The 26,582-nt window shown below is 71.5% G+C and carries 22 protein-coding genes and 1 pseudogene; 13 read left to right on the top strand and 10 right to left on the bottom strand.

Annotated elements, in window-relative coordinates; translation table 11 throughout:
- Positions 1–36 precede the first annotated feature (36 nt).
- On the bottom strand, positions 37–699 hold the full coding sequence (locus OHO27_RS23560) for a bifunctional DNA primase/polymerase (RefSeq protein ID WP_328426967.1): 663 nt from the start codon (positions 697–699) through the stop codon (positions 37–39).
- Positions 700–1,015: 316 nt separating this feature from the next.
- On the opposite strand from OHO27_RS23560, the pseudogene OHO27_RS23565 reads away from it, so the two are divergent.
- A pseudogene (locus OHO27_RS23565) lies at positions 1,016–2,400 on the top strand (transcriptional regulator).
- 202 nt (positions 2,401–2,602) lie between these two features.
- Complete coding sequence (locus OHO27_RS23570; RefSeq protein WP_328426968.1) at positions 2,603–4,438, top strand: hypothetical protein; 1,836 nt, start codon at positions 2,603–2,605, stop codon at positions 4,436–4,438.
- A 40-nt stretch (positions 4,439–4,478) separates the two neighbouring features.
- On the opposite strand, the gene OHO27_RS23575 is transcribed toward OHO27_RS23570, so the two are convergent.
- Positions 4,479–5,786, bottom strand: a complete 1,308-nt coding sequence (locus tag OHO27_RS23575; protein WP_328426969.1) for an ABC transporter substrate-binding protein — start codon at positions 5,784–5,786, stop codon at positions 4,479–4,481.
- A 117-nt stretch (positions 5,787–5,903) separates the two neighbouring features.
- On the opposite strand from OHO27_RS23575, the gene OHO27_RS23580 reads away from it, so the two are divergent.
- Both OHO27_RS23580 and purU read left to right on the top strand, forming a co-directional pair.
- Positions 5,904–6,404, top strand: coding sequence for an SCO4402 family protein (locus OHO27_RS23580; protein WP_328426970.1), 501 nt, complete (start codon positions 5,904–5,906; stop codon positions 6,402–6,404).
- Positions 6,405–6,486: 82 nt separating this feature from the next.
- Entirely contained in the window at positions 6,487–7,368 is an 882-nt protein-coding gene (gene purU / locus OHO27_RS23585; RefSeq protein WP_328426971.1) for a formyltetrahydrofolate deformylase, read from the top strand.
- A gap of 174 nt (positions 7,369–7,542) precedes the next feature.
- Here the strand turns inward: purU and OHO27_RS23590 are convergent, their stop codons facing one another.
- Positions 7,543–8,820: a zf-HC2 domain-containing protein gene (locus OHO27_RS23590; RefSeq protein ID WP_328430519.1), complete on the bottom strand. Its 1,278-nt coding sequence runs from the start codon at positions 8,818–8,820 to the stop codon at positions 7,543–7,545.
- 104 nt (positions 8,821–8,924) lie between these two features.
- Entirely contained in the window at positions 8,925–9,509 is a 585-nt protein-coding gene (locus tag OHO27_RS23595) for a sigma-70 family RNA polymerase sigma factor (protein ID WP_328426972.1), read from the bottom strand.
- A 347-nt stretch (positions 9,510–9,856) separates the two neighbouring features.
- On the opposite strand from OHO27_RS23595, the gene OHO27_RS23600 reads away from it, so the two are divergent.
- Together OHO27_RS23600 and OHO27_RS23605 are read left to right on the top strand one after the other, a co-directional pair.
- Positions 9,857–10,237 carry an STAS domain-containing protein gene (locus OHO27_RS23600; RefSeq protein ID WP_328426973.1) on the top strand — a complete coding sequence of 127 codons (381 nt, stop codon included), beginning with the start codon at positions 9,857–9,859 and terminating at the stop codon, positions 10,235–10,237.
- Between the two features lie 173 nt (positions 10,238–10,410).
- A complete protein-coding gene (locus OHO27_RS23605) occupies positions 10,411–10,923 on the top strand; it encodes an EF-hand domain-containing protein (protein ID WP_328426974.1) in 513 nt (170 codons plus the stop codon).
- A 19-nt stretch (positions 10,924–10,942) separates the two neighbouring features.
- Here the strand turns inward: OHO27_RS23605 and OHO27_RS23610 are convergent, their stop codons facing one another.
- Positions 10,943–12,451, bottom strand: a complete 1,509-nt coding sequence (locus tag OHO27_RS23610; protein WP_328426975.1) for a class I adenylate-forming enzyme family protein — start codon at positions 12,449–12,451, stop codon at positions 10,943–10,945.
- Between the two features lie 157 nt (positions 12,452–12,608).
- Between OHO27_RS23610 and OHO27_RS23615 the strand changes: the two genes are divergently transcribed.
- The 3 genes from OHO27_RS23615 (at position 12,609) to OHO27_RS23625 (ending at position 15,591) form a co-directional block, all read left to right on the top strand.
- Positions 12,609–13,742: an acyl-CoA dehydrogenase family protein gene (locus OHO27_RS23615; protein ID WP_328426976.1), complete on the top strand. Its 1,134-nt coding sequence runs from the start codon at positions 12,609–12,611 to the stop codon at positions 13,740–13,742.
- A gap of 3 nt (positions 13,743–13,745) precedes the next feature.
- Positions 13,746–14,621, top strand: a complete 876-nt coding sequence (locus tag OHO27_RS23620; protein WP_328426977.1) for an acyl-CoA dehydrogenase family protein — start codon at positions 13,746–13,748, stop codon at positions 14,619–14,621.
- Between the two features lie 508 nt (positions 14,622–15,129).
- Complete coding sequence (locus tag OHO27_RS23625) at positions 15,130–15,591, top strand: ATP-binding protein (protein ID WP_328430520.1); 462 nt, start codon at positions 15,130–15,132, stop codon at positions 15,589–15,591.
- A 399-nt stretch (positions 15,592–15,990) separates the two neighbouring features.
- On the opposite strand, the gene OHO27_RS23630 is transcribed toward OHO27_RS23625, so the two are convergent.
- Entirely contained in the window at positions 15,991–16,917 is a 927-nt protein-coding gene (locus OHO27_RS23630) for a cyclase family protein (protein WP_328426978.1), read from the bottom strand.
- A 95-nt stretch (positions 16,918–17,012) separates the two neighbouring features.
- Between OHO27_RS23630 and OHO27_RS23635 the strand changes: the two genes are divergently transcribed.
- From OHO27_RS23635 to OHO27_RS23645, 3 genes are read left to right on the top strand one after another with little or no spacing between them, the layout of a single operon-like run.
- On the top strand, positions 17,013–17,924 hold the full coding sequence (locus tag OHO27_RS23635; RefSeq protein ID WP_328426979.1) for an SDR family NAD(P)-dependent oxidoreductase: 912 nt from the start codon (positions 17,013–17,015) through the stop codon (positions 17,922–17,924).
- Positions 17,925–17,979: 55 nt separating this feature from the next.
- Entirely contained in the window at positions 17,980–19,131 is a 1,152-nt protein-coding gene (locus tag OHO27_RS23640; RefSeq protein WP_328426980.1) for an acyl-CoA dehydrogenase family protein, read from the top strand.
- The gene (locus OHO27_RS23645; RefSeq protein ID WP_328426981.1) at positions 19,131–20,180 is read left to right on the top strand and encodes a Zn-dependent alcohol dehydrogenase; all 1,050 of its coding nucleotides are present in this window, start codon (positions 19,131–19,133) and stop codon (positions 20,178–20,180) included. Before OHO27_RS23640 ends, OHO27_RS23645 begins: the two co-directional genes overlap by 1 nt.
- 39 nt (positions 20,181–20,219) lie before the next feature.
- Here the strand turns inward: OHO27_RS23645 and OHO27_RS23650 are convergent, their stop codons facing one another.
- Entirely contained in the window at positions 20,220–21,239 is a 1,020-nt protein-coding gene (locus OHO27_RS23650; protein WP_328426982.1) for a GlxA family transcriptional regulator, read from the bottom strand.
- A gap of 71 nt (positions 21,240–21,310) precedes the next feature.
- Here OHO27_RS23650 and OHO27_RS23655 point away from each other — a divergent pair, with 71 nt between their 5' ends.
- Positions 21,311–22,618, top strand: coding sequence for an MFS transporter (locus OHO27_RS23655; protein WP_328426983.1), 1,308 nt, complete (start codon positions 21,311–21,313; stop codon positions 22,616–22,618).
- Between the two features lie 122 nt (positions 22,619–22,740).
- Here OHO27_RS23655 and OHO27_RS23660 read toward each other — a convergent pair whose 3' ends face one another.
- The 3 genes from OHO27_RS23660 to OHO27_RS23670 all read right to left on the bottom strand — a co-directional run bounded on the left by OHO27_RS23660 (position 22,741) and on the right by OHO27_RS23670 (position 26,549).
- The gene (locus OHO27_RS23660) at positions 22,741–23,370 is read right to left on the bottom strand and encodes a flavin reductase family protein (RefSeq protein WP_328426984.1); all 630 of its coding nucleotides are present in this window, start codon (positions 23,368–23,370) and stop codon (positions 22,741–22,743) included.
- A 76-nt stretch (positions 23,371–23,446) separates the two neighbouring features.
- Positions 23,447–24,268, bottom strand: a complete 822-nt coding sequence (locus OHO27_RS23665) for an enoyl-CoA hydratase/isomerase family protein (RefSeq protein ID WP_328426985.1) — start codon at positions 24,266–24,268, stop codon at positions 23,447–23,449.
- A gap of 55 nt (positions 24,269–24,323) precedes the next feature.
- Complete coding sequence (locus tag OHO27_RS23670) at positions 24,324–26,549, bottom strand: acetate--CoA ligase family protein (protein ID WP_328426986.1); 2,226 nt, start codon at positions 26,547–26,549, stop codon at positions 24,324–24,326.
- Positions 26,550–26,582: the final 33 nt, after the last annotated feature.

Genomic DNA, 26,582 nt, shown 5'->3' on the forward strand with positions numbered 1-26,582 from the left:
CGGGGCTGTTTCGGTATGCGGCTCCGTCGCGTGGGTTCAGCGGTCCCGCCCACAGGCATACGCGAGCGGCGAGATCAACTCCTCCGCGTCCGGCAGCCACCGATTGGCCGGCGTAGGCCGGCAGGCCCACTGCACAGCCCCCCGAGACCCGAACCGAGTCGGCGGCCCGGCGACCCACGCGCCCTCTCCGAGCGCGACCAGATCCAGCGAGCCGACGGACCAGCCCAGCTTGCGCACCAGCTCGGGCACCTTCACCGATGCCCCCGGCAGCACGAAGAAGTGCATCCGGCGGTCCGGCGCCAACGTCACCGGCCCCAGCGTCAGTTCCATCCGCTCCATACGGGCCAGGGCGAGAAACCCGGCCGTCTCCGGGACGGAGATCGCGTCGAAGGTGCGCCCCGTCGGCAGCAGGATCGACGCGTTCGGCTGCTTCTGCCACATCCGGCGGGCGACCGTCGCGCTCCCGGTCGCCTGTGTCGCCCAGTCCGGGCGTGCGGGGTGCGCGCCGGGCGCGGGGCAGGCGGTGTCGCTGCAGGAACAGAGCTGCACGCCGTCCACGGCCTCCAGCCAGGTCCCGGGGAACACGTCCCAGTGACGCTCCTCGGCGTAGCGAACGGCGGTCTCCAGCAGCGTTTCGCCGCGCTGCTTGGGAATCTGTGCGGCTTCGGTGGCCGGGATCGTCTCTTCCACGCCCAACACAACTCCCGCACCCACCTGTAGTTACGGCGTAGCGCGCGCGGGGGAGGAGCATTGATTCCTCATCTGGGGCGCATGGGTGCACGTGTGGGGGCGCGCGGGAGGATCCGTGGCCGGAGCTGGGTAGCCCACTGTGGGGTCGGCTTCCGCCTTTACCCCGGCAATCCTCACAAGCCTCGCATTTTCGGTATGCCGACGGGGCATTGATCTTCACGGCCGGAAACTTGCGGTGCACAGCCAGTGCCCCGGGCCGGATCCGGTGGTGGAAGACACATCAACTCGGTGCGTGGGCAGGCACCGCAGCCACAGGGGGTACGCCATGGCCGCAAGGCCTCTCGTCGCGCGACAGCCGAACGAACGGCTGCAGGCGCTCATCCAGGAAGCGGGCTGCTCGAACGCCGGGCTGGCCCGCCGGGTCAACATGTGCGGTGCCGAGCACGGCCTCGATCTGCGCTACGACAAGACATCCGTGGCCCGTTGGCTGCGCGGACAGCAGCCGCGGGGACGGGCGCCGGCGATCATCGCGGAGGCACTCGGCCGCAAGCTGGGCCGTACGGTCACGATCGACGAGATCGGCATGGCCAACGGCAAGAACCTCGCGTCCGGCGTCGGTCTCCAGTTCTCGCCGACGGTACTGGGGGCCATCGAGCAGGTCTGCGAGCTGTGGCGCAGCGACGTCGGGCGCCGGGACTTCCTGTCCGGCTCGTCCGTCGCCGCGTCCGCGCTGGTCGAGCCCAGCCGCGACTGGCTGATCTCGTCGCCCGACTCACAGGTGGCGCGCTCGGCGGGGCCGCGGGTGGGGCAGTCCGATGTGCAGGCCGTGCGCGCGATGACTCAGGCGCTCGTGGACCTGGACCATCAGTACGGCAGCGGGCATGTGCGCCCGGTCGTCGTGCACTACCTGAACAGTGTCGTCTCCGGGCTGCTGGCCGGGTCGTACCGGGAGGCGGTCGGGCGGGAACTCTTCGCCGCCGTCGCGCGGTTGACCGAGCTCGCCGGGTACATGGCGATCGACACCGGGCAGCCGGGGCTCGCCCAGCGGTACTACATCCAGGCGCTGCGGCTGGCGCAGGGGGCGGGAGACCGGGGGTACGGCGGGTACGTGCTGGCCGCCTCCATGAGCCACCTCGCCGCGCAGCTCGGGAACCCGCGCGAGATCTCGCAGCTCGCGAGGGCGGCGCAGGAGGGGCGCGGGGGCGCGTGACGCCGCGCGCGGAGGCCATGTTCTACGCGGCCGAGGCGCGAGGGCATGCACTGATGGGCGACGCGCGCGCCGCCCAGGTGGCGTCCGGACGTGCCGTGACCGCACTGGAGACGGCGGATCCGGAGTCCGGGGACGACCCGGCGTGGATCGCGCACTTCGACGAGGCCTATCTCGCCGACGAGTTGGCGCACTGCCACCGCGACCTCGGCCAGGCCGAGGCGGCGGCGCGGCGCGCGGAGGAGTCGCTGTCCGGCCTCCCGGAGACGAAGGCGCGGCGCCGGGCGATCGGCTATGTGCTGCTCGCCACAGCGCAGGTGCAGCAGCGCGAGGTCGAGCAGGCCTGCCATACCGGTCTGAAGGCCGTGGAACTGCTGGAGACCCTGCGCTCCAACCGGGGCGCCGAGTATCTGGAGGACTTCCAGCAGCGCCTGGAGCCGTACCGGGACGAGCCGGTGGTCAGGGAGTTCGGGGCGCGGCTGGACCTTCCCGCAGCAGCGTGAAACCGCGGGGTACCAGGGCGTGAACGACAGGGAAACGAAGGTGCCGGTTACGAAAGGGGGACGTATATAGCGGATGGGGGCCCGGAATTGTTACTGCGGTCACAGGGATCCAGGTCACGTCCTGGGCAGCGTGGCACCCGGATCGGCGGAGCCGGTAGCGTGACCCGACGATTCACAAGGTCCCCCATTAGTAGGAGTCCCGGTGACGCAGAGTGGACGGGGCGAGGAGCCCTCGGCGCGGCCCGCGCGCGAAGGCATCGTGCTGCCCTCGGACGGCGGTGAGCCGCTGCTGCCGGGTATGACCGGCGCGCAGGCCGCCCGGCCGACGTCGGTACCGGCCGCGCCGCCGACCGCACCCCCGCCCTCGGCACCGCCCGGCGGGCAGGCCTGGGGCACCCCCTGGGGACCCGACCAGAACCAGTACTCGGCCCCGCCACCGGCCGCGCCGGGCCAGGCCTGGGGCACCCCGCCCGACCAGTCCTGGGGCGGACAGGAACAGCAGTACCAGTCGCCGCCCCCGCAGCAGTGGGGCGCTGCGCCGGACGCCGGCGGGGGTGTGCAGGGCGCGCCGTCGTACGGCCATGGCGACCCGGCCGGGTCGCAGATGCCCGCGCCGCAGCAGCCGTACGGGCACGGCGGTCCGCCGTCGGCGCCGCTGCCGCCCGCGGGCGGTCAGGGATACGCGAGCGCGCCGCTGCCGCCCGAGGGGCAGCACGGCACGCATGGGGCGCTTCCCGCCGGTGCGCAGACGTACGGCGCTCCCGGCCACGGCGGCGCTCTGCCGTCCGCCGGGCACGGTGACCCGGGCCCGCGGTACGGAGCCCCGGGCTCCAACGCGTCCTTCCCGCAGGCCGGTTCGGGCGGCTACGGGGCGCCGGTGCCCCCGGCCGACGAGGGCGCCACTCAGTACATACCGCCGGTCGCCGCCGCCCCAGGGGGAGCGGACGACCAGGCCACCCGTTACATACCGCCCGTCGCCGCACCCGCCGCCGACGAAGGGGCGACGCAGTACATCCCGCCGGTGGGGCCCGGGGCGTTGCCGCCCGAGGCGCCCAGCGAGCACACGCAGGTCCTGGGGCGGGCCCGGCAGGGCGGCGGTGCCGGTCCGATGCCGGCCGCTGCCGGGAGCGAAGCCGACGCCACGCAGTACCTCCCGCCCGTGACGGGGCAGCCGGGCGGGGCGCCGCAGGCGGGGCAGGGCCGGCAGCCGCTGTCCGACTTCGACAACCTCTTCCGCAGCGAGCCGGGCGGTGCGGCCCCGGCCGGTGCCACCCAGCAGATGCCGCGCTTCCAGCAGCCCCAGCCGCAGCCGCAGGGCCGGCACGAGTCGGGATACTTCCCGCCCGGCCCGTCCGGCCCGGACACCGACAACCTCGGCCGGGGAGGCCGCGGTGGCGGCCGTACGAGGTCCAAGGTGCCGCTCATCGCGGCCGTCGGTATCGGGATCGCCGTCCTCGGCATCGGTGCGGGCGCGATGCTCGCCGGCGGGGGCGGGGACGATCCGAAGGGCGACGACAACAAGCCCGTCTCCGCCACGGCCCCGGCGACCGAGGGTTCGGCGTCGCCGGCCGACGATCCGGCCGAGCAGCAGGCGATCGCGCTGGACAAGCTGCTGGCCGACAGCGGCGACAGCCGTACCGCCGTGATCAACGCGGTGGCCGCCGTGAAGACCTGCGGCAACCTCGCTCAGGCCGCCACGGACCTGCGGGGCGCGGCCAAGCAACGCAACCAGCTGGTCACCGACCTGTCCAAGCTCTCCGTCGGCCAGCTCCCGAGCCACACCGAGCTGACCACCGCGCTGAACAAGGCGTGGCAGGCGTCGGCGTCCGCCGACAACCACTACGCGGCGTGGGCGGACCAGGTGGCGGCCAAGAAGGGGCAGCTCTGCAAGAAGGGCCAGGCCCGCTCCACCGGCCAGACCCAGGCCGGCAACCGCGCGAGCGGCACCGCCAGCACGGAGAAGAAGACGGCCGCGCAGCTGTGGAACACGATCGCCAAGAAGTACGGCCTGACCGAGCGCCAGCCCACCCAGCTGTAGTTCGGGGTGGGGTCGTCGACCGCCCGGAAGGGCCGGGCGGTCAGTTCACGTCGGCGTTCTGCAGCGTGCTCGTCACGTCGATGAAGCCCTTGCGGGCCGCCACCAGCTGACCGTCCCGCACGACCTGGAGAGTCACCTTGCGGTTGACCAGACGGGGATAGCCGACGGTGGCGAGGACGTCCTGGAACTTCCACTGTAGGGCCGGTGTGAGCCCGCCCGTGGAGACCTTCAGGCCCTTGTTCAGCGCCCCTCGTACGGAGTTGGCGGTCACCTCGCCGTCGCCCAGCGACTCGACGACCTTCTTGAACACCGTGTAGGCGATCCAGGTGGTCTGCACGCCGGCGTCCGCGGGGTCGATGCGGTTGTCGCCGAAGGCCTGCTCGCTGATCACCTTCTTCATCGCGTCCCAGCGCGGGTCGCTCGTGACCGGATACCAGCCGGAGATGTACGAACCGTCGTACACCGCCGCCCCGCCGGTCGTGTTGATCACGGTCTGGTCGACGTTGCCGAGGACGGTGGCGGTGCGCACGTCGCGGTAGTCCTCGCGGGAGCGCCGGAAGGAGTCCATGAAGGTGCTGGTGCGGTCGCCGAGGGCGGGCACCACACAGCCCTTCTCCGCCAGGTCGGTGGTGGCGTACTCCAGCGCCCGCTCCGACTGGGTGCCGTACTCGGTGGCGTCCTCCGCGGCCAGCTGGTCGGCCGAGGACGTGTGCCTGCCCGCCCGGAGGCCGGAGTCGAGCAGCGGCGGGAGCTCGTCGCCCGCGATGCTGTCGGGACGGACCAGCGCCACGGGGCCGCACGAGCGGGCCAGTTCCCTGCCGAGGCCGGCCAGGAGGGTGGGCTGGCCGCCGTTGACGGGGTAGGACAGCGGGCTGGTGAACTCGGCGTTGGTGACGCCGTAGCCGCCTATGTACGGGATTCCGGCGCTCTCCAGCGACGGCAGGAAGGTCTCGCCGAACTGGCTGTAGGAGCCGATGACCGCGACGGCGTTCTCCTCGACCGCGCGGTCGGCGCACCGGGCCGCGGCCACGCTGTCGTTGCGGTCGTTGCAGGTGAGGACCTCGAGCTTGCGACCGTCGAGGCCGCCGTGGGCGTTGATCCAGCGGGCGTACGCCTGCGCGAAGGCGGGCATGCCGGGCTTGTTGGTCGCCTTGGTGCCCTCCGGGGCCCAGGTCATGACGGTGATCGTGTCATCCCCGGAGCCCCCCGTGGCACCTGGGATGACCCCGCATCCGACGGCGAGCGACGCACACGCCACCACGGCAGCCGCAGAGCGAGCGGCTGCTCTGACGGGCCGGTCGGTGATCGTGGGGAAAAGCGTGCTGCGGGTGGGTCGCCTGCCGGTCATGGTCACGCACGATTCCGCCACACAACAAACCGCGGCATCACCCTTGGTTATCAAGGGGTGACCGGAAGGTGAATTGCGGGGGCTGGTGAGGCCGCTGTGAAGGAGAACGTACGATCGATGACTGTGCAAGGTTCGGATAGCTCTTCCCGTCGCGCCCGTCGCTCCTCCACCATGGGCGGCATGCCACTCAACGACATGCCGTGGTGGCGCTGGCGCAGCAATGTGCGCTCCGCGCTGCACATGCTCTCCGACCAGACGTTCCAGCGGGACGTCTGGCTGGCCGGTGTCGACGGGTACGGCGACGTCACCGACGCCGTGTACCGCCTCGTCGAGGACACCTGGCTGGACAGCTGGTCCGCCGAGAAGTACGTCGGCACGATCTTCCGGGACTCGCAGGAGGCGGCGCTCGTCGACACCGCCGTGCTGCGCGTGCTGCGGATCATGCACCAGGTCGGCCCGGACGCGGCGGTCTCCGCCTACGTCGAGAACCAGGGGTGGCCGGAGGCGGTGCGGGCGGCGCGGGACGCGCATGTCCGGATGGCCATGGCCGACGACGAGGACCCGGACGCCCCGCCGCGCACCCTCGAACTGCTGCGGATCATGACGCGCTCCGCGTGAGGATCATGTCCGTGCCTGGTGAGCGGTCCGCGTAACGGGACGACTGCCCGCCGAGGGGGCCGGATATGGGACCCTGTGCTGCATGAACCAGCAGTCCACCCGAGCCGCGGTCCCCGCCGACCAGTACGTTCTCATCCTGTCCTGCCCCGACAAGCAGGGCATCGTGCACGCCGTGTCGAGCTACCTCTTCATGACCGGCTGCAACATCGAGGACAGCCAGCAGTTCGGTGACCACGACACGGGACTGTTCTTCATGCGCGTCCACTTCTCGGCGGAGTCGCCGGTGACGGTGGACAAGCTGCGCGCGAGCTTCGCGGCGATCGGGGACTCCTTCCAGATGGACTGGCAGATCCATCTGGCCGAGGAGAAGATGCGGGTCGTGCTGATGGTCAGCAAGTTCGGGCACTGCCTGAACGACCTGCTGTTCAGGGCGCGGATCGGCGCGCTGCCGGTGGAGATTGCCGCGGTGGTGTCCAACCACACGGACTTCGCGGAGCTGGTGGGGTCGTACGACATCCCCTTCCACCACATCCCGGTGACCAAGGACAACAAGGCCGAGGCCGAGGCGCAGATCCTGGAGATCGTGCGCGAGGAGGGCGTGGAGCTGGTCGTGCTGGCCCGCTACATGCAGGTCCTCTCGGACGACCTGTGCAAGCAGCTGAGCGGGCGGATCATCAACATCCACCACTCCTTCCTGCCGAGCTTCAAGGGTGCGAAGCCGTATCACCAGGCTCACGCCAGGGGCGTCAAGCTGATCGGCGCCACGGCTCATTACGTCACCGCGGATCTCGACGAGGGGCCGATCATCGAGCAGGAGGTCGAGCGGGTGGGGCATGACGTCACGCCGGACCAGCTGGTGGCGATCGGGCGCGATGTGGAGTGCCAGGCGCTGGCTCGGGCCGTGAAGTGGCATGCCGAGCGGAGGATTCTGCTGAACGGGCGGCGGACGGTCGTTTTCGCCTAATAGCTCGGGTTCATCTGTCTGGGGGCGGCTGCGGGTGGCTCGTGGTTGCTCGCGCAGTTCCCCGCGCCCCTAAAAGCCCTTAGGGGCGCGGGGCTGTGTCAATGTGCGGCTCCGCCGCGTGGGCGCGACCAGCCCCCACCCACCCGCAGCCGCCGACGAAACCGCAACCGCCCCTTACATCCGGCTCAAGCTCGCCGCCGCGAACAGCACATCCCTGATCGCCTCCCGGTCACCGACCTGCCCAGCCGCCGCTTCCGCCGGAGGCACATGTCCCGCCGCCAGCCGGCAGAACTCCGTGCCGTCCAGGGCCACATGCGCCACCTCGTGCTCGGCGGAGCCCACCGCCGCCGGAGAGTCCAGCGGAATCAGCCACTGGCCGCCGCCCGAACCCTCGATCTCCAGCCGGAGGCTGCGGCCGGGCTCGCCGGCGGGCACGAGGCGACGGTGCGGGCCGGGAGGCGGTGGCGCCGCAAACCCCGCCCGCCGCCGCGCGGCCAGCACCGTCGGCAGCATCCGGGCCGCCAGATCGACCATGTGGTGCAGATCGCGGCCGACCGGCGCCTCGTACGGATAGTCCACCGCGTCGGCGATGTCCTCCGCGTGGACCCAGCACTCGAAGGCGCGGTCCAGCATCGCGTCACGCAGCGGCAACTCGAAGTCGCCGTAGGCCACGGACAGTTTGCCGGTGCCGCCGCCCGCGAAGGACACCGTGCGGACCAGGGCGTGGGTCTGTTCGCGCCAGGGTGCCCGCACGGCGCGGGTCGGCGGGAAGTGCGAGGCCCGCCAGTAGGCCTCCGTGCGCCCGGACGGGGTCGGCCGGTCCGCGGCCACGTCGCCCATGGGGTCCTGCAGGCCCAGCGCGAGCGCCACCAGCCCGTCGACCGTGAGCAGATGGGCGATGACACCGGCGACGGTCGTACGGCGGCTCGTCGGCTCGTCCTTCTCGAACCACCGCAGCCGCACGGGCGCGTGCCACTCGGCGTCCCCGAAGTCCTGCAGCAGGGCGTCGAGGCGGGCCGTCTCGGCGTCGTACGGCGACGCCCATTCGGGTACCGGGATGCGAGGCGGCCGGCGATCCAGGCAGCCCTGCAGGACGCGGGTGCGCAGGGTCGGGTCCAGGTCGAGGCTCTCGGCGGGGTGCAGCAGGCCCACGGCCTCGCGCAGCCGCCGCGCCTCGTCCGCGCAGGAACCGCAGTCGCCGAGGTGCTCCTCCACGGCCGCCGTCTCCTGCGGCGAGCAGGCGGCCAGCGCCCAGGCGCCGAGGAGTGCCTTCAGGACGCGGTGTTCGAGGACGAGCGGGGCCGGTCCTGGCGTGGGGTCGCCGAGGTCCTCCAGGGCGGGCAGGGGGCGTCCGGTGTCCTCGACGGAGGCGCGGGGGAGCGGTATGCGGGGCGGCCGGCCGGGGGCCGGCTGCGGGGTGGGGGGCTGTCCGTCGCCGTTGCCGCTGCTCATTCCGGAGGCTCCGCGGGGGGCCTCTCCGGAGTCGTTCTCCTCCTGGTGCTTCTCATGGTCCTTGTCCGGGGTGGGGTCCTGGGAGGAGTTGTCGTGTGCCTCGTTCACACCGCGCCCCCGTATCCCGGCGGCGCCCCGGGGGCGGCTCCCGCGTCGTGGGCGGTGGACAGCAGTTGCAGGCCCAGGCGCAGGCGGCGGCGGGCCTCGTCCTCGGTGACGCCGAGGTCGGCGGCGGTCTGGCGGTAGTCGCGGCGCTGGAAGTAGGCCAGCTCCAGCGCGGCGCGCAGCGGGACGGGCATGGACTGGACGATGTAGTCGGCGCGGGCGGCGACCGAGGCGTGGCGCACCTTGCGCTCCAGCTCCTCGGTGGAGCCGCGGCCGGCCTGGACGAGGGCGGCGGTCTCGGTGGCGCGCAGCCGCTGCACGGCCAGGCGGTGGGTCAGCGTGGCGACCCAGGAGCGCAGCGGGCCCTGCCTGGGGTCGTAACTGTCCGGGTGCTCCCACACGTGGGCGAAGACGTCCCGGGTGATGTGGTCGGCCGCGCGCTCGTCGCCCAGCACGGTGTGGGCGAGGCCGTGTACGAGCGAGGCGAACCGGTCGTAGAGCTCGCCGAGGGCGGCCGCCTCGCCGCGCGCCAGGCGCTGCTGCATCTTGCGGTCCCAGCGGGGCAGTGCGTCCTTCTTCGCCATCAGGCCCCCCTCACCGGTCCGCCCCGTCCAGCGTGCGTCCTTCGTCCCCCCGAATGTAGTCGGCACGTCTGACAGCGCACGCCCCTTTGTCGCAATGTGCGCCCCTTGAACAGTCATGGCTGGTGACGTACCTCGCACTCGTGATAGAGGAGCTCGCGCCCGGCCTTGCACTCGCTCGGCTACCCGACCATCGCGCGATCAGACTCGATCGAACAGGATCGAATGCGATTGAAACAAGCCTTTTCTGATCGGTGACCGTTTTCTGGACGGTGTTTCAGGGAACAGCCGCTGGGCAGCCGCGCTGCAAGGAAGCGTAGGTATCACTTCCGGTTCGGCGAGCGAGGGGCGTGGTGGTGACGTTGAAAGTGACCGGCGGCGAGCGAGGCGACTGGGCTGTGCTCCAGGTGTCGGGCGAGCTGGATCTGGTGACCTCGCCGGTGATGCGTCAGCACATCCATGACGTGGTGGCCGAGGGGCGCCACAGTCTCGTCCTGGACCTCTCCGACGTCCTGTTCTGCGACTCCAGCGGCGTCGGCGTCCTCATCGCCGCCCGCCGGCTGATCCGCTCCTGCCAGGGCAGCCTGCGGCTGATACTCCCGGCGCAGGGCGCGGTGGACGGTTCGCACGTGAACCGCGTGCTGGGGGCGCTGGGTGTACGCCGGCTCTTCGAGGTGTACCCGGACGTGGCGGCGGCGGTCGCGGACGACGCCCGGCCGCTGTCGGCCTGACCAGCCCCGGTTCCCTCCGGCCGGTCTCCCGGAAGCCCCGGAAGTGCCACACCGTTGTCCCAAAATTCCCCCGGTCTTGGCACAACCGCCGCTTTCCGGCGCCCGGACGGCCCCCGGCGTCGTACGCTCCGTGGCAGATGCACCCCACATGACGTAAGGCGGCCCGACAAGACATGGTCAGCAGCGAGTACGAGCGCAGGATCGCGGCCCGGTTCGCCGGCTTCGACCAGGACGGCAACGGCTACATCGACCGCGAGGACTTCAACGCGGCGGCCAAGGCCGTGCTCGCCGAGTTCGACACCGCCGCCCGTTCCGACAGGGGCCAGGCGCTGTACATCGGCGCCGAGGCGTTCTGGCAGGGCATGGCCGGGATCGCCGACCGGGACGGTGACCAGCGCATCACCCGGGAGGAGTTCGTGAACGGCGCGGTCAAGCGGCTGCGCGACAACCCGGACCGGTTCGCCGAGATCGCCCGCCCCTTCCTGCACGCAGCCCTCGCCGTGGCCGACCCCGACGGCGACGGATCCGCCACCGTCACCGACACCGCGCGCGTGCTCAGCTGCCTCGGTGTGGCGCAGGACGTCGCCCAGGCGGCCGCCGCCACGCTCGACACGGACGGCGACGGCAAGGTGACCGAGGACGAGACCGTCACGGCGTTCGCCCGCTACTTCACCGTTCCCGAGTGACACCTGGGCCGGACAGGACCTAGACCGACTTCGAGAAGCGCTCCCTGAGCTTGTACTTGAGCACCTTGCGCAGGGTCTCGTTGCGCGGAAGGGCATCCACCACCTCCAGCTGCTCCGGCAGCTTGTGCGTCGACAGCCCTTCCCCGCGCAGATACGACGTCAGCGCCTCCAGGGTCAGCTCGCCGGCGCCGGGCGGCTGTTCCACGACCGCGCACACCCGCTCCCCGCGCGCGGTGTCCGGCAGCCCGATGACCGCCACGTCCCCGACCGCGGGATGCCGGTGCAGCAGGTCCTCGATCTCCTTCGCCGAGATGTTCTCGCCCTTGCGGATGATCACGTCCTTGAGGCGGCCGGTGAGCACCAGATGCCCGCTCTCCTTCAGCCGCCCGAGGTCACCGGTCCGCAGGAACCCCTCCTCGTCGAAGGCCGCTGCCGTCTGCGCCGGGTCCAGGTAGCCCCGGCACACCGCCTCCCCGCGCAGCCGCACCTCGCCGTCCACGATCCGTATCTCCATCTCCCGCGGCGGCCGCCCCTCGGTGGTCGCCAGGTTCTCCGCCGTGTCGTCCGGCGCCCCCATCGTGATCATCGGCACCTCGGTCATGCCGTACCCGTGGGTGAGCTGCACCCCCATCTCGCGCACCACGGCGTGATACAGCTCCGGCGGCTTCGGCGCTCCGCCGCCCGCCAGCAACCGCAGCGAGGGGACGGCCTTCTCACCGGCCGGGAGCTTGCGCTGCTCCGCCAGGAACATCGAGTAGAACGCCGTGGACCCGCCCGCGACCGTCACCCCGTGCCGCCGGTACCCCTCCAGCGCGTCCGGCAGCGCGAACTGCTCGAACATCACCGCGGGGAAGCCGTACAGCAGCAGCATCACCATGTAGTCCGGGCCGCCGATATGGGCGTAGGGGAAGGCGATCGAGCCGACGTCGGCGGATGTGGGGCGCAGGGCGTGCGCCAGGCAGGAGCCGCCCGCGATCAGTGAGCGGTCGGTGTGCAGGACGCCCTTGGGGTCGGACGTGGTCCCCGAGGTCCAGTAGATCCAGCGCACGGAGGTGCCCTCGGCGGGCGGCGGGGGCAGGACCGCGGGATCGCCGTCGGGCAGGGTGTCGTACGCCTCGAAGACGCCCTTGGCGCCCAGTCGCCGTGCCATCTCCGCGTGGTCGAAGCCCCGCCACACGCCCGGCACCGCGAAGAACTCCGCCTTCGACTCCCGCAGCGCGAAGCCCACTTCGCGGTCCCGGTAGAACGGGATGACCGGCGACTGCACGGCACCGAGGCGCGCCAGCGCGAAGGACAGCAGGGCCGTCTCGATACGGGTGGGCAGCTGCCAGGCGACGACCGTGCCGGGGCGTACGCCCATGTCGTACAGGCCCGCCGCCACGCGCTCGGCACGCGCGCGCAGGTCGCCGAAGGACAGCGCGCGGTCCTCCTGGAGGAGGGCGGGGCGGTCGGGGGTGCGGTCGGCGCGGCGCGTGGCCAGGTCCCAGAGGGTGCGCGAGGAACTCAGGGCGTGAGCGGTGTCGTTCATGACAACCCCCTGCGTCAGCTGACGGCCAGTCAGATCGTGGGCAGAGCGTAGGGCTCACCGCCTTGTCGGTCCAGGGGTGCGGGTCTAGCCTTCCTGTGGTGATGAGATCTGACGGGACGTCAGATAACGTGCTCTTCCGGCGGAGGGGGACCGGCCCGTGGATCTGGCGTACACGCCCGAGGAAGAGGAGTTCCGCGCCCGGTTGCGGCAGTGGCTGCGCGAGGCGCTGCCCACGCTGCCGCCGAAGCCGTCCCCCGACGACTGGCCGGGACGGCGCGCCTACGACCTCGGCTGGCAGCGCAGGCTCCACGACGCCGGGTACGGAGACGTCCACTGGGGCGCCTCCCCGACCGTACGGCTGATCTTCCTGGAGGAGACCGAGAAGGCGGGCGCGCCCTATGTCGGGGCCGGGTTCGTCGGGCTGCTGCACGCGGGGCCGACCATCGCCGCCGAGGGAACGGCCGAACAGCGGGCCCGCTGGCTGCCGCCGATCCTGCGCGGGGACGAGGCCTGGTGCCAGGGATTCAGCGAACCGGACGCCGGAAGCGACCTCGCGGCACTGCGTACGCGCGCGCACAGGGACGGCGACGACTATGTGGTGAGCGGATCCAAGATCTGGACCTCCCATGCCGAAGTGGCCGACTGGTGCGAGCTGTTGGTGCGCACCGACCCCGAGGCGCCCAAGCACCGCGGGATCAGCTGGCTGGCCATGCCCATGGACGCGCCGGGCATCACCGTACGGCCGCTGAAGACCCTCGCCGGGTCGGCCGAGTTCGCCGAGGTGTTCCTCGACGAGGTGCGGGTGCCGGTCGCCAACCGGGTCGGGGCCGAGAACGACGGCTGGCGCGTGACGCTGGTGACCCTCTCCTTCGAGCGCGGTACCGCCTTCGTCGGCGAGGTCGTCGCCTGCCGGCGCGTGCTGCGCGAACTCGCCGTCGAGGCACGCAAGAACGGGCGCTGGGACGATCCGGCTCTCCGGCGCCGGCTGGGGCGGCTTAACGCCGAGTTCCGGGCGCTGTGGCGGCTGACGCAGTGGAACGTGAGCGACGCGGAGCTGACGGGCGGGGTGCCCGGCGTCGGTGGTTCGGTTTTCAAACTGAGGTACTCGCACGCCCGCCAGGAGCTTTACGACACCGCGGCCGACGTACTGGGCCCGGACTCGCTCGACCTGGACCGGTCATGGGTGCTCGACCGGCTCTCCTCGCTGTCGTACACGATCGCCGCCGGCACCTCGCAGATCCAGCGGAACATCGTGGCCGAGCGGATCCTCGGACTGCCGAAGGGGCGGTGACGGATGCGTTTCCAACTGACCGAGGATCAGCTCGCGTTGCGCAACGGCGTGCGAGAGCTGCTGGCGCGGCGCTTCGGCCCGCAGGAGCTCAGGGCCGCCGTCGACGAGCCCGGCCGCCTGGACCGGGCGCTGTGGCGGGAGCTGGGTGCGGCAGGGTTCTTCGCGCTACGGCTGCCGGAGGCGCAGGACGGCGTCGGACTCGGGCTGCCCGAGGCGGCTTTGGCCTTCGAGGAGGCGGGGCGGGCGCTGCTGCCCGGGCCTCTCGTGGCGACGCACCTCGCCGCCGGGACGGTGCCCGGAGCGGCCGCCGGGGAAGCGGTCGTGGCGGCCGTCGGCAACGGGCTGGTGGAGTGGCTGGCGCGGGCGGACGTCGTAGAGGGGGACGCGGCGGGGGCCGTACCTCTGCGGTCGGTGGACCCGCTGACGCCCCTGCACCGGGTCCCCGGGGTCGTCGCCGTGGACCCCGTCGCCGTCCTCCTCACCGCGGCCGAGCAACTGGGCGGCGCCACGCGCGCGTGCGAGCTGGCCGTGCAACACGCCCGGACACGTGAGCAGTTCGGGCAGCCGATAGGAGCCTTCCAGGCGATCAAGCACCTGTGTGCGGAGATGCTCGTGCGCACCGAGACGGCCCGTGCCGCCGTCTATGCTGCGGCCGTCACCGCCGACCCCGCCGACATCCACACGGCCCGGCTGCTCGCCGACGAGGCCGCCGTGCGCGGCGCCCGCGACTGCCTCCAGGTGCACGGCGGCATGGGGTTCACCTGGGAGTTCGAGCTTCACCTGCATCTCAAGCGCGCGTGGGTCCGGACTCACCGTGCGGGCGAGGCTACGGAGAGTGAGGAGAGTCTGGCCGCCGAACTCCTCGCACAGCCGATCTAAGAGCCCCTGGTCTGCGGCATCGCCGAAGGCGCCTGAACGGATGTCGCGGATTGTGGCATACCGGAATTACGGAGCGTTGATATCGGGTTGTGTCCTACGTGTGACTCGTCACGGCCTGGAGTCGGCCGTCCGCTCCGGTACCTTGTGTGAGATGCGAGTGGTTCCGAGCACGAGCCATCCCGGAGTTGCCCTTGAGGCGGCCCCGGATCCGGCGGTGCTCGCCGCTGCTTGCGGGGCGGGAGGGCGCTCTGTCCCCGCCTGTTCGACTCCCCATGACAAGCGTCGCACAGTATGCCGCGGGGGTACTCCTTCGCGCTGGAATATGCCCGAAGCGCTTGTTGGGGTGACTGTACGTCAACCATGCTGTCAGCTAAGGGATTCACGTTCCGTGACCCTGGCTTTGGCCATTGTTCTGGCCATGAAAAGAATGGCTAGGATCGTGGCCCTCGTGAGGCGCGGGGCTATGTGTCCGCCGGTTCGGATGGTGTGAGCGGTGCAGGTGCTTCAAGTGCAGCTGGAGATCCGGCCCGATCCCGCTGAGGTGGGACGAGCCCGGCGCTGGGCCCGCTCGCGGCTCGCGGGGTCCGGGATAGAGGCCGACGAGCCGCTCGCCGAGACGCTGATCCTGCTCGTCTCCGAACTTGTCACCAACGCCGTCGTGCACACCGGTTGTCCGGCCGTGCTCCGGCTGTCGCTGCAGGGAGCGGCTCAGGGCTGCGCCACCGTGCGGCTGGAGGTGGCCGACCGCAGTGACCGTGCGCCCGTGCCCCGATGTGTCGACGGCGCCGCGACGGGCGGCCGCGGGCTCGCCCTCGTCGACGGCCTCGCCGACCGGTGGGGCTGGAGCTCCGAGGGTGCCGGCAAGCGGATCTGGTGCGAACTGGACCGTGGCGCGAAGGCGCAGGGGGCGGCGTCCGCCTACGGGAGCGGGGCCTCGGCCTACGAAGGGCTCGCGTACGAAGCGGTGTGACGGCGCACATGGCTGCAATTTCGCCGGATCCGGTGCACGGTTGCAGAACGCGCTGTACTTCCCGCTCGGGGGAGCATCGATGCGCCCGGACATGCTTCTATGCGCGTCTCCTGCAAATGGGACGTAAGTAACAAATCGCCAACCGGGTGTTGACGCCGCGTGTTCGGCTGATCACGCTGGTGGTCAGCGATTCGCCGCGAGGGGACGACGAGGGCTTCGGTGACGGAGGCCCTTGCCGAGTGTGGGTCGTGTTCGGCGTCGGTTCTCCCGGGGGCCGGGAGGGCAGGGGCGGGTACGCCGGAGTCGGATGGCGGCGCGCGGTGCCGTGCTCGGGGCGGATGGGGGCACCTCCCGCTCGGGTGGAGCCGATTGGGGAAGCCGCGCCGTCAGCCGGCCTCGTCAGAGCACGGCCACGGGTGCGACCGGAGTCCCCGTGCCGCCGACGAAGGGTTCGGGCATCGCCGACAGCAGGAACGCAAAGCGGCCCTCTTGTCCACAGGCTGTGGACAACTCTTCGAGATTCCAGTTCTGACCCTGGATCATCCCCATTTCCACCAGGTCCAGTGCATGCACCGGTAGCCACAAATCATCTTTCTCGGGCGGAAATATCTCAAACGTGAGGGTGTCGTTCGCGACGGCGGCCACATCGCGCGCGTGGAACCACTCCGGCGTACGGATCGACAGACCGGGCGACGGATAGCCGTACGCATGCTTGTCGCCGGCGAGATAGACCTGGATCTGCCCCGTCCGTACGAGCACGATGTCGCCGGCGCGCACGCGCGTGCCCGCGAGTTCCTCGGCCGCCTCCAGGTCCTCCGGCGTGACCGCGTGTCCGCCGTCGAGTCGCGTGACGCCACGCGCGCGGGCCACGTCCAGGAGCACCCCGCGCGAGACGATGTGCCGCGCCTTGTCGATGCCGCTGAACTCGGCGCCGCCGTGCGGGGTGATGGTGTCGGCGGGGCGGCCGTTGTAGAGCCGGTCCGAGTGCGAGACATGGGTGAGCGCGTCCCAGTGGGTGGCGGCCTGCAGGCCCATGGTCACGGCGTCGTCGCTGCAGGCGACGGTTCCCGGTCCGAAGATCTCCTGGTTGATCTGCACCATGGCGTGCAGCGGGTTGATGCGTCCGGGGATCATCCCGGTCTGCACGCCGTCCTGCTGGAGGGGCAGCGCGAGGGGGATCCGCCGTCCCGTGCGGACGCAGGCAGCGGCCTCGCGGACCACCTCGTCGGTGATGAGGTTCAGCGTGCCGATCTCGTCGTCGGCGCCCCAACGGCCCCAGTTGTTCACGCGCTTGGCGATCTCGTGGAACGCGTCCGGCAGTGACATGAGTACTCCCCGGGGCTTGTCTCCGTGTATCTGACGGGTCGTAGAATCAAGTCGAATCTAACGGACCGTCAGAAACTGCGGGAAGGGGCCGGGGCATGGGGAACTTCTTGGCAGGCAAGGTCGTCGCCGTCACGGGCGCCGGGCGGGGCATCGGCCGGGCGGTCGCGATCGCGGCCGCCGCCGAGGGAGCGCGGGTGGTCGTCAACGACTACGGGGTGTCGGTGGAGGGCGGCTCGCCCACGAGCGAGGTCGCCGAGGCCGTGGTCAAGGAGATCGGGGCGGCGGGCGGGGAAGCGGTCGCCGTCGCCGACGACATCTCCACGATGGCGGGCGGGCAGCGCCTCGTCGACGTCGCGCTGTCGTCGTACGGACGCCTCGACGGGGTCGTCTGTGTCGCCGGGATCCTGCGTGAACGGATGCTGTTCAACATGACCGAGGACGAGTGGGATCCGGTGATCGCCACTCATCTGAAGGGCACGTTCACCGTGTTCCGGGCCGCTTCGGCGGCCATGCGCAAGCAGCGGGCCGGGACCCTGATCGGGTTCACCAGCGGGAACCATCAGGGGTCGGTGTCGCAGGCCAACTACAGCGCGGCGAAGGGCGGGATCATCTCGCTCGTGCGGAGCGCTGCGCTGGGCCTGCACCGGTACGGGGTGACCGCCAACGCGGTGGCTCCGGTGGCTCGTACGCGGATGTCGGCCGGGGTTCCCATGGAGCTGGCGGAGATCGGGGAGCCGGAGGACGTCGCGGCGCTGGTCGTCTACCTGCTCTCGGACGGGGCGCGGGAGCAGGAGGTGACGGGGCAGGTCTACACCGTCGCCGGGCCGAAGATCGCGGTGTGGGCGCAGCCGCGGGAGCTGCGTGCCGCGTATGCCGAGGGAGGGTGGACGCCGGAGCGGATTGCCGAGTGCCTGCCGGGGTCGGTCGGGGTGGACCCGATGCCGATGCTGGAGCGGGTGGAGGCGATGGCGCGGGCTGCGGCGGCGGGGTCGCGGCCCAACGCCTGAGAGCTCCCCTGAAGAAGGGGGGTTGTTCTTGGCCGGAGATGACGAGGAGACCCCAATGGACTTCGGGTTCGCGGCGGAGGACGAAGCGTTTCGTGCGGAAGCGCGGGCGTGGCTCGACGAGTACGCCAAGGACGCGCAGGATCGCCGCAGTTGGGAAAGGGTGCTCGGCAAAGCCGGGTGGATCGGGCTCGGTTGGACCGAGCGCGGATACGGCAATCGGAGCGCCACCCTCACCCAGCAGGTCGTCTGGGCCGAGGAGTACGCGCGGTCAGGGGCACCGGCGCGGTCCGGGCATATCGGGGAGAAGCTTCTGGCGCCCACTCTCGTCGCGCACGGCACCGAGGAGCAGAAGGCCCGGTTTCTCCCGGCGGTCGCCGCGGGGGACGAGTTGTGGTGTCAGGGGTACAGCGAACCCGGAGCCGGGTCGGATCTCGCGGCGATTCGGACCAAGGCCGAACTCGGGTCGGACGGGGTGTACCGGGTCAGCGGGCAGAAGATCTGGACGTCTCTCGCCCATGAGGCCGACTGGTGTTTTGTGCTCGCCCGTACGGATCCCGAGTCGAGCCGGCATCACGGGCTGACTTTTCTTCTGGTGCCCATGGACCAGCCGGGGCGTATAGAGGTGCGGCCCATTCGGCAGATGACGGGGACCAGCGACTTCAATGAGGTGTTCTTCGACGGGGCACACGCGCGCGTGGAGCACGTCGTGGGGGGCGAGAGCGGTGGCTGGCGGGTCGCGATGAGTCTGCTCGGGTTCGAGCGGGGGGTGTCGACGCTGGCCCAGCAGGTCGGATTCGCCGCGGAGTTGGGGCGGGTGGTGCGGGCGGCCGTGGAGTCGGGGGCGGTCGAGGATCCCGTGGTGCGTGAGCGGCTTGTACGGCAGTGGGCCGAGCTGCGGGTGATGCGGTGGAACGCCCTGCGCACCCTGGGGCGGTCCGGGGACGCGGGGGCGCCCAGCGTGGCCAAGTTGCTGTGGGGTGGCTGGCATCAGCGGCTCGGGGAACTGGCGGTGCTGGTGCGGGGCGCGGCTGCCGGGGTCGGGCCCGGGGAATGGTCGCCCTCGGCGCCGTACGAACTCGACGAGGCGCAGCAGCTGTTCCTCTTCTCCCGGGCCGACACCATCTACGGCGGGTCCGATCAGGTTCAGCGCACGATCATCGCCGAGCGCGTGCTCGGTCTGCCCAGGGAGCCCAAGGGGGGCGTTTGATGCGCGGTGTGCTGTTCGACGGCAAGCAGGTGCAGGTCGTGGACGATCTGGAGGTGCGGGAACCGGGGCCCGGCGAGGTGCTGGTCGCGATCTCGGCGGCCGGGCTGTGCCACAGCGATCTGTCCGTAGTGGACGGGACCATACCCTTCCCGGTTCCTGTGGTGCTGGGCCATGAGGGCGCGGGAGTTGTGGAAGCGGTGGGGGTGGGAGTCACCCATGTCGAGCCCGGGGATCATGTGGCCCTGTCCACGCTCGCCAACTGCGGGACGTGCGCGGAGTGCGACCGGGGGCGGCCGACGATGTGCCGGCAGGCGATCGGGCGGCCGGGGCGGCCGTTCCGGCGGGGTGAGCAGGCGGTGTTCCAGTTCGCGTCCAACTCCGCCTTCGCGGAACGGACCGTGGTGAAGGCCGTACAGGTGGTGCGTATCCCGAAGGACATTCCCATGCCCTCGGCCGCGCTCATCGGGTGCGGGGTGCTGACGGGCGTGGGCGCCGTGCTCAACCGGGCGAAGGTGGACCGCGGGGACAGCGTCCTCGTGATCGGTACCGGCGGCATCGGCCTCAACGTTCTTCAGGGCGCGCGGATCGCGGGTGCCCTGCGGATCGTCGCCGTGGACGCAAATCCGGCGAAGGAGGCTGTGGCGCGGCAGTTCGGGGCGACCGACTTCCTGACCTCGACGGAGGGCGTGCGGGAACTGCTGCCGACGGGGGCGGACCATGCCTTCGAGTGCGTGGGGCGGGTGGAGCTCATCCGGCAGGCCGTCGACCTGCTCGACCGGCACGGGCAGGCGGTTCTCCTGGGGGTTCCGCCGGCCGGCGCCGAGGCCTCCTTCGTCGTGTCCTCCATGTACCTCGACAAGTCCATCCTGGGATGCCGGTACGGGTCGTCCAGGCCACAGCGGGATATCGCGCTGTACGCCGAGCTGTACCGGGACGGGCGGCTGCTGCTGGACGAACTGGTGACGCAGACGTATCCGGTCGAGGAGTTCGAGAGGGCGGCGGCCGATGCGGAGGCGGGGAAGGTGGCGCGGGGCGTGCTCACGTTCTGAGGTTCGGTTCGTGCGGGGCCGGCCGCCCGGCGGAGCCGCTCAAGCGCCGCCGGCGACCTGGACGTCGGCCCGGCTTCCGGTGCGGAAGGTGCGGCGATAGTTGGTGGGTGTGACGCCGAGCGCCGTCTGTAGGTGCTGGCGCATCGACTGGGCCGTGCCGAAGCCGGCGTCGGCGGCCACCTGGTCGACCGAGAGGTCGGTGGACTCCAGGAGGTGCCGGGCGCGTTCTACGCGTTGCTGGGTGAGCCACTGGCCGGGGCTGCCGCCGACCTCCTCGCGGAAGCGGCGCGTGAACGTCCGTACGGACATGGACTCCTGCTCGGCCATGTCACGCAGCTGGATCGGCTCGTGGAGACGGCCCAGCGCCCACGCGCGGGCATTGGTCGTGGACGCCTGCTGCGGGTCGGGGACGGGGCGGTGGATGTACTGGGCCTGGCCGCCGTCCCGATGGGGCGGTACGACCGTGCGGCGGGCCACCTCGTTGGCGATCGCAGTGCCGTGGTCGCGGCGGACCATGTGCAGGCACAGGTCGATCCCGGCCGCGACGCCGGCCGAGGTCAGCACGTCGCCCTCGTCGATGAACAGGACGTCCGCGTCGACCTTGATCTTCGGGAACAGCCGCTGGAAGCGCTCGGCGTCGGCCCAGTGCGTGGTGGCCGGGCGGCCGTCGAGCAGGCCGGCGGCGGCGAGGACGTAGACGCCGGTGCAGATGGAGGCGAGCCGGGTGCCGGGGCGGATGCGGGCGAGCGCGGCGGCCAGCTCGTCGGTCAGCACGCCCTCCTCGAAGACCGGGCCGAGCTCGTACGACGCCGGGATGATCACGGTGTCGGCGGTGGCCAGCGCCTCCGGGCCGCTGCCCACCTGGATGTCGAAGTCGGCGTCCGTCCTGACGGGGCCGGGCGGCCGGATCGAGCAGGTGACGACCTCGTACAGATGCCGTCCCTCGGAGTCCTTGGGGCGGCCGAAGATGCGGTGCGGGATGCCCAGCTCGAAGGGGAGCAGCCCGTCCAGGGCGAGGACGGCCACGCGATGCGGTCGGAACTCAGGCTCACTGCTCATGGCCCGATCCTAACGAATGCTGTCCTTCGGGCCAATGGCTCCGCGGTGGCGCAGGCCCGAAGCTCGTTGTCGTGACGCAGACAACCGAAGCCGCCGCCGTCGACGGGACCCCGCCGAGGCCCCGTCGCAACCGTATCCACCGTGCCTGGTTCGTCGCCGCCGTCGCCTTCGTGACGATCATCGGGGCCGCCGCCTTCCGCTCCGTGCCGGGGCTGCTCATCGATCCGCTGCACGACGAGTTCGGCTGGTCGCGCGGCACGATCGGGGCCGCCGTCTCCATCAACCTGGCCCTGTACGGCCTGACCGCCCCCTTCGCCGCCGCCCTGATGGACCGCTTCGGCATGCGGCGCGTGGTCGCGGTCGCGCTCACCATGATCGCGATCGGCTCGGGCCTGACGGTGTGGATGACGGCCGCCTGGCAACTGCTGCTGTGCTGGGGGCTGCTGGTGGGCCTCGGTACCGGCTCGATGGCGCTGGCCTTCGCCGCGACGGTCACCAACCGCTGGTTCACCGAGCGGCGCGGTCTGGTCACCGGCATCCTCACCGCCGCCTCGGCCTCCGGCCAGCTGATCTTCCTGCCCGTGCTGGCCCTGATGGTCGACGCGGGCGACTGGCGCCCGGCCGCCGTCACGGTCGCCCTCGCGGCCCTCGCGGTGGTCCCCTTCGTCTGGCTGCTGCTGCGCGACCACCCGGCCGACGTGGGCGTGAAGCCGTACGGCGCGAAGGAGTTCGTGCCCAAGCCGCCCCCCGCCCGGGGTGCCGCTCGCCGGGCGGTGACGGTGCTCTTCTCGGCGGCCCGCACCGGCCCCTTCTGGCTGCTCGCCGGGACCTTCGCGATCTGCGGTGCCTCCACCAACGGCCTCATCCAGACCCACTTCGTGCCCGCCGCCCACGACCACGGCATGCCCGTCCCGGCCGCCGCCTCGCTGCTCGCGGTCATCGGCGTGTTCGACGTGGTCGGCACGATCGCCTCCGGCTGGCTCACCGACCGCTTCGACTCACGCCGACTGCTCGCGGTCTACTACGCCCTGCGCGGCGTCTCCCTGCTGTTCCTGCCGATGCTGCTCTCCGCCACGGTCCACCCGTCGATGCTCTTCTTCATCGTCTTCTACGGCCTCGACTGGGTCGCCACCGTCCCGCCCACCGTGGCCCTGTGCCGGGAGCACTACGGCGAGGACAGCGCCATCGTCTTCGGCTGGGTCCTCGCCTCCCACCAGGTCGGCGCCGCGCTGGTGGCCTTCCTCGGCGGGGTCGCGCGGGACGTCTTCGGGACGTACGACATGGTCTGGTACGCCTCCGGTGCGCTGTGCGCGGCGGCGGCGCTGATGGCGCTGGTGATCCGGCGACGGCCGGTTTCCCCGGCGGTGGCGGCGGCGTGACGGCCTCGCCGGGGGTGACCGTGGCCTGGCGGCAGGGTCGGTGCGGTTGGGCGGCCGACGGTACAGCGGTGCGGGGGCGCGGGGGCGCGGGGGTGCGGGGGCGCGGGGGTGCGGCACCCGGCCTAGATGAACCGACCCTTGTGGAACAGCAGCGGTGCCTCGTCGCCGTCGCTCGCCCCCAGGGCGTCCACCCGCCCTACGACGATGAGGTGGTCGCCGCCCGTGTGCACCGCGTGGATCGTGCAGTCGATCCAGGCGAGCGTGCCCGCGAGGCGGGGGGAGCCGGACACGGGGGCCGCGTCGTACGTGACCCCCGCGAACTTGTCCGTGCCGCTCATCGCGAAGGCGCGGCACAACTCGCCCTGGCCGGCGCTCAGGACGTTGACGCAGAAGACGCCCGCGCGGGCGATGCGCGGCCACGTCGTCGACGTACGGCCGACCATGAAGGCGACCAGAGGCGGGTCGAGGGAGAGGGACGAGAAGGACTGGCAGGCGAAACCGGCGGGGGCGGCGCCCTGAGGAGCGTCGGCGGTGACTTGTGGATCGGTTGCGATGGCGGTGGCAGGTGCCGTGACAACGGCCACCCCCGACGCGAAGTTCCCGAGCACCCGCCGGAACTCCGCCTGCGGGATCGGCGCCCGCTCGTCCTCGCCGACACAGCGCAGCGCCGGGCGCGGCAGCGCCTCTACGGGCGGTGCGTCGGCCGACCTGAGGTAGCGGACGGCGACGGCGGCCATTCCTGCGTGTCCCATCACGATTCCCATTGAAACTGACGACTCGTCAGATGGGAAGGGATGTGCGGGGGTGAACGGCCGCACTCTTCACGCCCTACCGACCCCTGTACTCGGCGTTCCTGCGCTCCACGAAACTCGCCACCCCTTCCCGGGCGTCCTCCGTCGTCATGTTGATCTCCTGCGCGGCCGCCTCCGCCGCGAAGGCGGTGGCGCGGTCGGAGTCGAGGGAGGCGTTGACGAGCTGTTTGGTGAGGGCGAGGGCGCGGGTGGGGCCGGTGGCGAGGCGGGCTGCCCACTCCATGGCCGTCTTGTCCAACTCCCCGTCCGGCACGACCCGGTTGACGAGGTCGAGCCGCTGCGCGTCAGCGGCTGTGAGCGCGTCGCCGAAGAACATCAGTTCCTTCGCCCGCTGGGGGCCGACGAGGCGGGGGAGGAGATAGGCGCCGCCACCGTCGGGGACGAGGCCGCGTCGCACGAACACCTCGATGAACTTGGCGGATTCGGCGGCCAGTACGAGGTCGCAGGCGAACGCGAGGTGCGCGCCGAGGCCCGCCGCGGTGCCGTTCACCGCGGCGATCACCGGCTTTTCGCAGTCGAGTACGGCCGAGATCAGCCGCTGGGCGCCGAGGCGGATCGTGCGGGCGACATCGCCCGGGACCCGTTCGCCGGCCGCCGACCCGCCCCGCAGATCCGCGCCGGCGCAGAAGCCACGGCCCGTGCCGGTCAGTACGACGGCCCGCACGGCAGGGTCCGCGGAGGCTTCGGTGAGCAGTTCGATGATGCGTTCTCGCTGGTCAGGGGTGATGGCGTTGAGGGTTTCGGGGCGGTTGAGGGTGATACGGCAGACCTGGTTGTCAGTGGCCTGCTGTACCAATGAATCGACGGGATTTCCGGGCACACGGGGGGAATCGGGCATGTCCATCTCATCGTTGGCGTTGATGCGGTCGGTATTCGTGCGGTCGGCATGCATGTCAGCGGCACACCACCAGCGCGTCGAGCGCGACCGCGCCCTGCCCCCTGGGCAGCACCATCAGCGGATTGATGTCGAGCTCCGCGAGGTCGTCCCCGAGTTCCAGCGCCATGCGCTGCACACGCAGGACGACTTCCACGAGCGCGTCGAGGTCCGCCGGGGGCCGCCCCCTGACCCCGTCGAGGAGGGCCCGCCCGCGCAGTTCGGCACACATGTCCCGGGCCTGCTCCTCCCCGAAGGGCGGCACCCGCACCGCGGTGTCGCCCAGCACCTCCACGAGCACCCCGCCGAGCCCGACGGTCACGGTCGGTCCGAACAGCTCGTCGTGTGTGGCGCCCACGACCATCTCGACGCCCCGCTCGACCATCTGGCAGACCAGGACACCGTCCAGGGAGACGTCCTCGTAGCGTGCGATGTCAGTCAACTCCCGGTAGGCGTCCCGGACCTGGCTGGCGGAAGTCAGCCCGATCTTGACGAGGCCGAGCTCGGTCTTGTGGGCGATCTGTGCGCCGGACGCCTTCATCACCACCGGGTAGCCGACCAGCCCCGCGGCCCGTACGGCCGCCGCCGCGCTGGTCACCAACTGCTCGCGCGGGACGCGGATCCCGTACGCCCGCAGCAACTGCTTCGCCGAGTGCTCGCTCAGCTGCTCGCCCGGGCGTATCAGTGCCTGCGCCTTGCGGAAGGACGGCGAGGGCATGCGCGGGGCCTCGTCGAAGGGGGAGCGGTAGCCGGCGACGAAGCGGTGGTGGTCGAGGTAGGCGCGGACGGCGGTGATGCAGTTCGCCACCGTCCGGAAGGTGGCCACGCGCGAGGAGCCGAGCAGGACATCGCGGTACGCCGGCTCGGTGCCGACCGGCGACCCCCACACCACGCACACCAGCTTGTCCGTCCGCTCGGCGGCGTCCACCAGGTCCTGGACGAGCCGGTCGCTGAGCGGCGGGAAGGGCCCGGTGACAGGACAGATCAGGACGCCGACCTGCGGGTCGTCGAGGATCGCGTCGATGATCTTCCGGCCGCGCCAGTCCCCGACCGGATGCCCGCCGTTGTCGACCGGGTTGGCCACGCTCAGATACTCGGGTATCCACTGGTGCAGCTCGGCCTGCTTGGCCTCCTTCAGCACGGGCAGTGGCAGCCCCGCCTCGGTCGCCAGGTCGGCGAAGTGCGCGCCCGTGCCGCCCGAGATCGAATAGACGACGACGCCATCGGCGCGGGGCGGCCGCGCACGGGCCAGCAGGGCGGCGGTGTCCTGGAGTTCGTCCAGGCCGTCGACCCGGATCACCCCGTACTGCCGCATCGCCGCGTCCACCACCGCGTCCGCCCCGGTCAGCTTGCCGGTGTGTGAGGCGGCCGTGCGTGCGCCGGTCTCGGTGCGGCCCACCTTCACGGCGACTACGGGCACCTTGCGGCGGGCGGCGCGATCGGCGGCGAGGAGGAAGGAGCGGCCGTCCTTGAGGCCCTCGACGTAGCAGGCGATGGCGCCCACGTCGGGCTGCTCGGCGAAGTAGGAGATGAAGTCGGCGGTCTCCAGGTCGGCCTCGTTGCCGGTGGGTGCCCAGTGGGTCAGACGGATGCCGAGCTCCTGGAGGGCGAAGACGGGGCGGCCCTGGTGGCCGGACTGGGTGATCAGGGCGATCGCGGGGCCCTCCAGGTCGTCCCGGAACCGCTCGAAGGCGTTGAGGTTGGTGTTCGGGCCCAGCAGCCGCATGCCGGACCGTTCGACGGCGGCGGTGAGCCGGCCCTGCGCCGCGGCGCCCTCCTCGCCAGTCTCCGCGAACCCGGCGGCGAAGACGACGGCGAACTTCACCTTGGCCTCGGCCAGTTCCTCGACCACGGGAAGGGGGTCGGCGACCAGCAGCACGGCGAGATCGATCTGCTCGGGCAGGTCGGCGACGGAAGGAAAGCAGGGGATGCCGAAGACGGAAGCGCGGCTCGGATGCACCGGGTGGAGCCGGGCGCCGACCCGCTCCGACCAGGCGATCAACTGGCGGGTGACACCGGTGTTCGGCCGGCCCTCGGCGTCCGAGGCGCCGATCACGGCGACCGACTCCGGCCGGAAGAGGCGGCCCAGATCGGGCACGGCGGAGTACAGCGGACGGCCGCTGACGTCGAGATCGTCGACCTCGGCCGGCCGGCCGTGGACGGCGGGCCCGGGCTGCTCGCCACAGGCGATGACCCGGGCCCGGCGGGAGTCGGTGGTGAGGGTGCCGTGGGTTGATCCAAGCATCGGCCCGCCCGCTTCTGTGTGACAGCGATTAAC

This window comes from Streptomyces sp. NBC_00443, assembly GCF_036014175.1.
Taxonomy (GTDB): Bacteria; Actinomycetota; Actinomycetes; order Streptomycetales; family Streptomycetaceae; genus Streptomyces.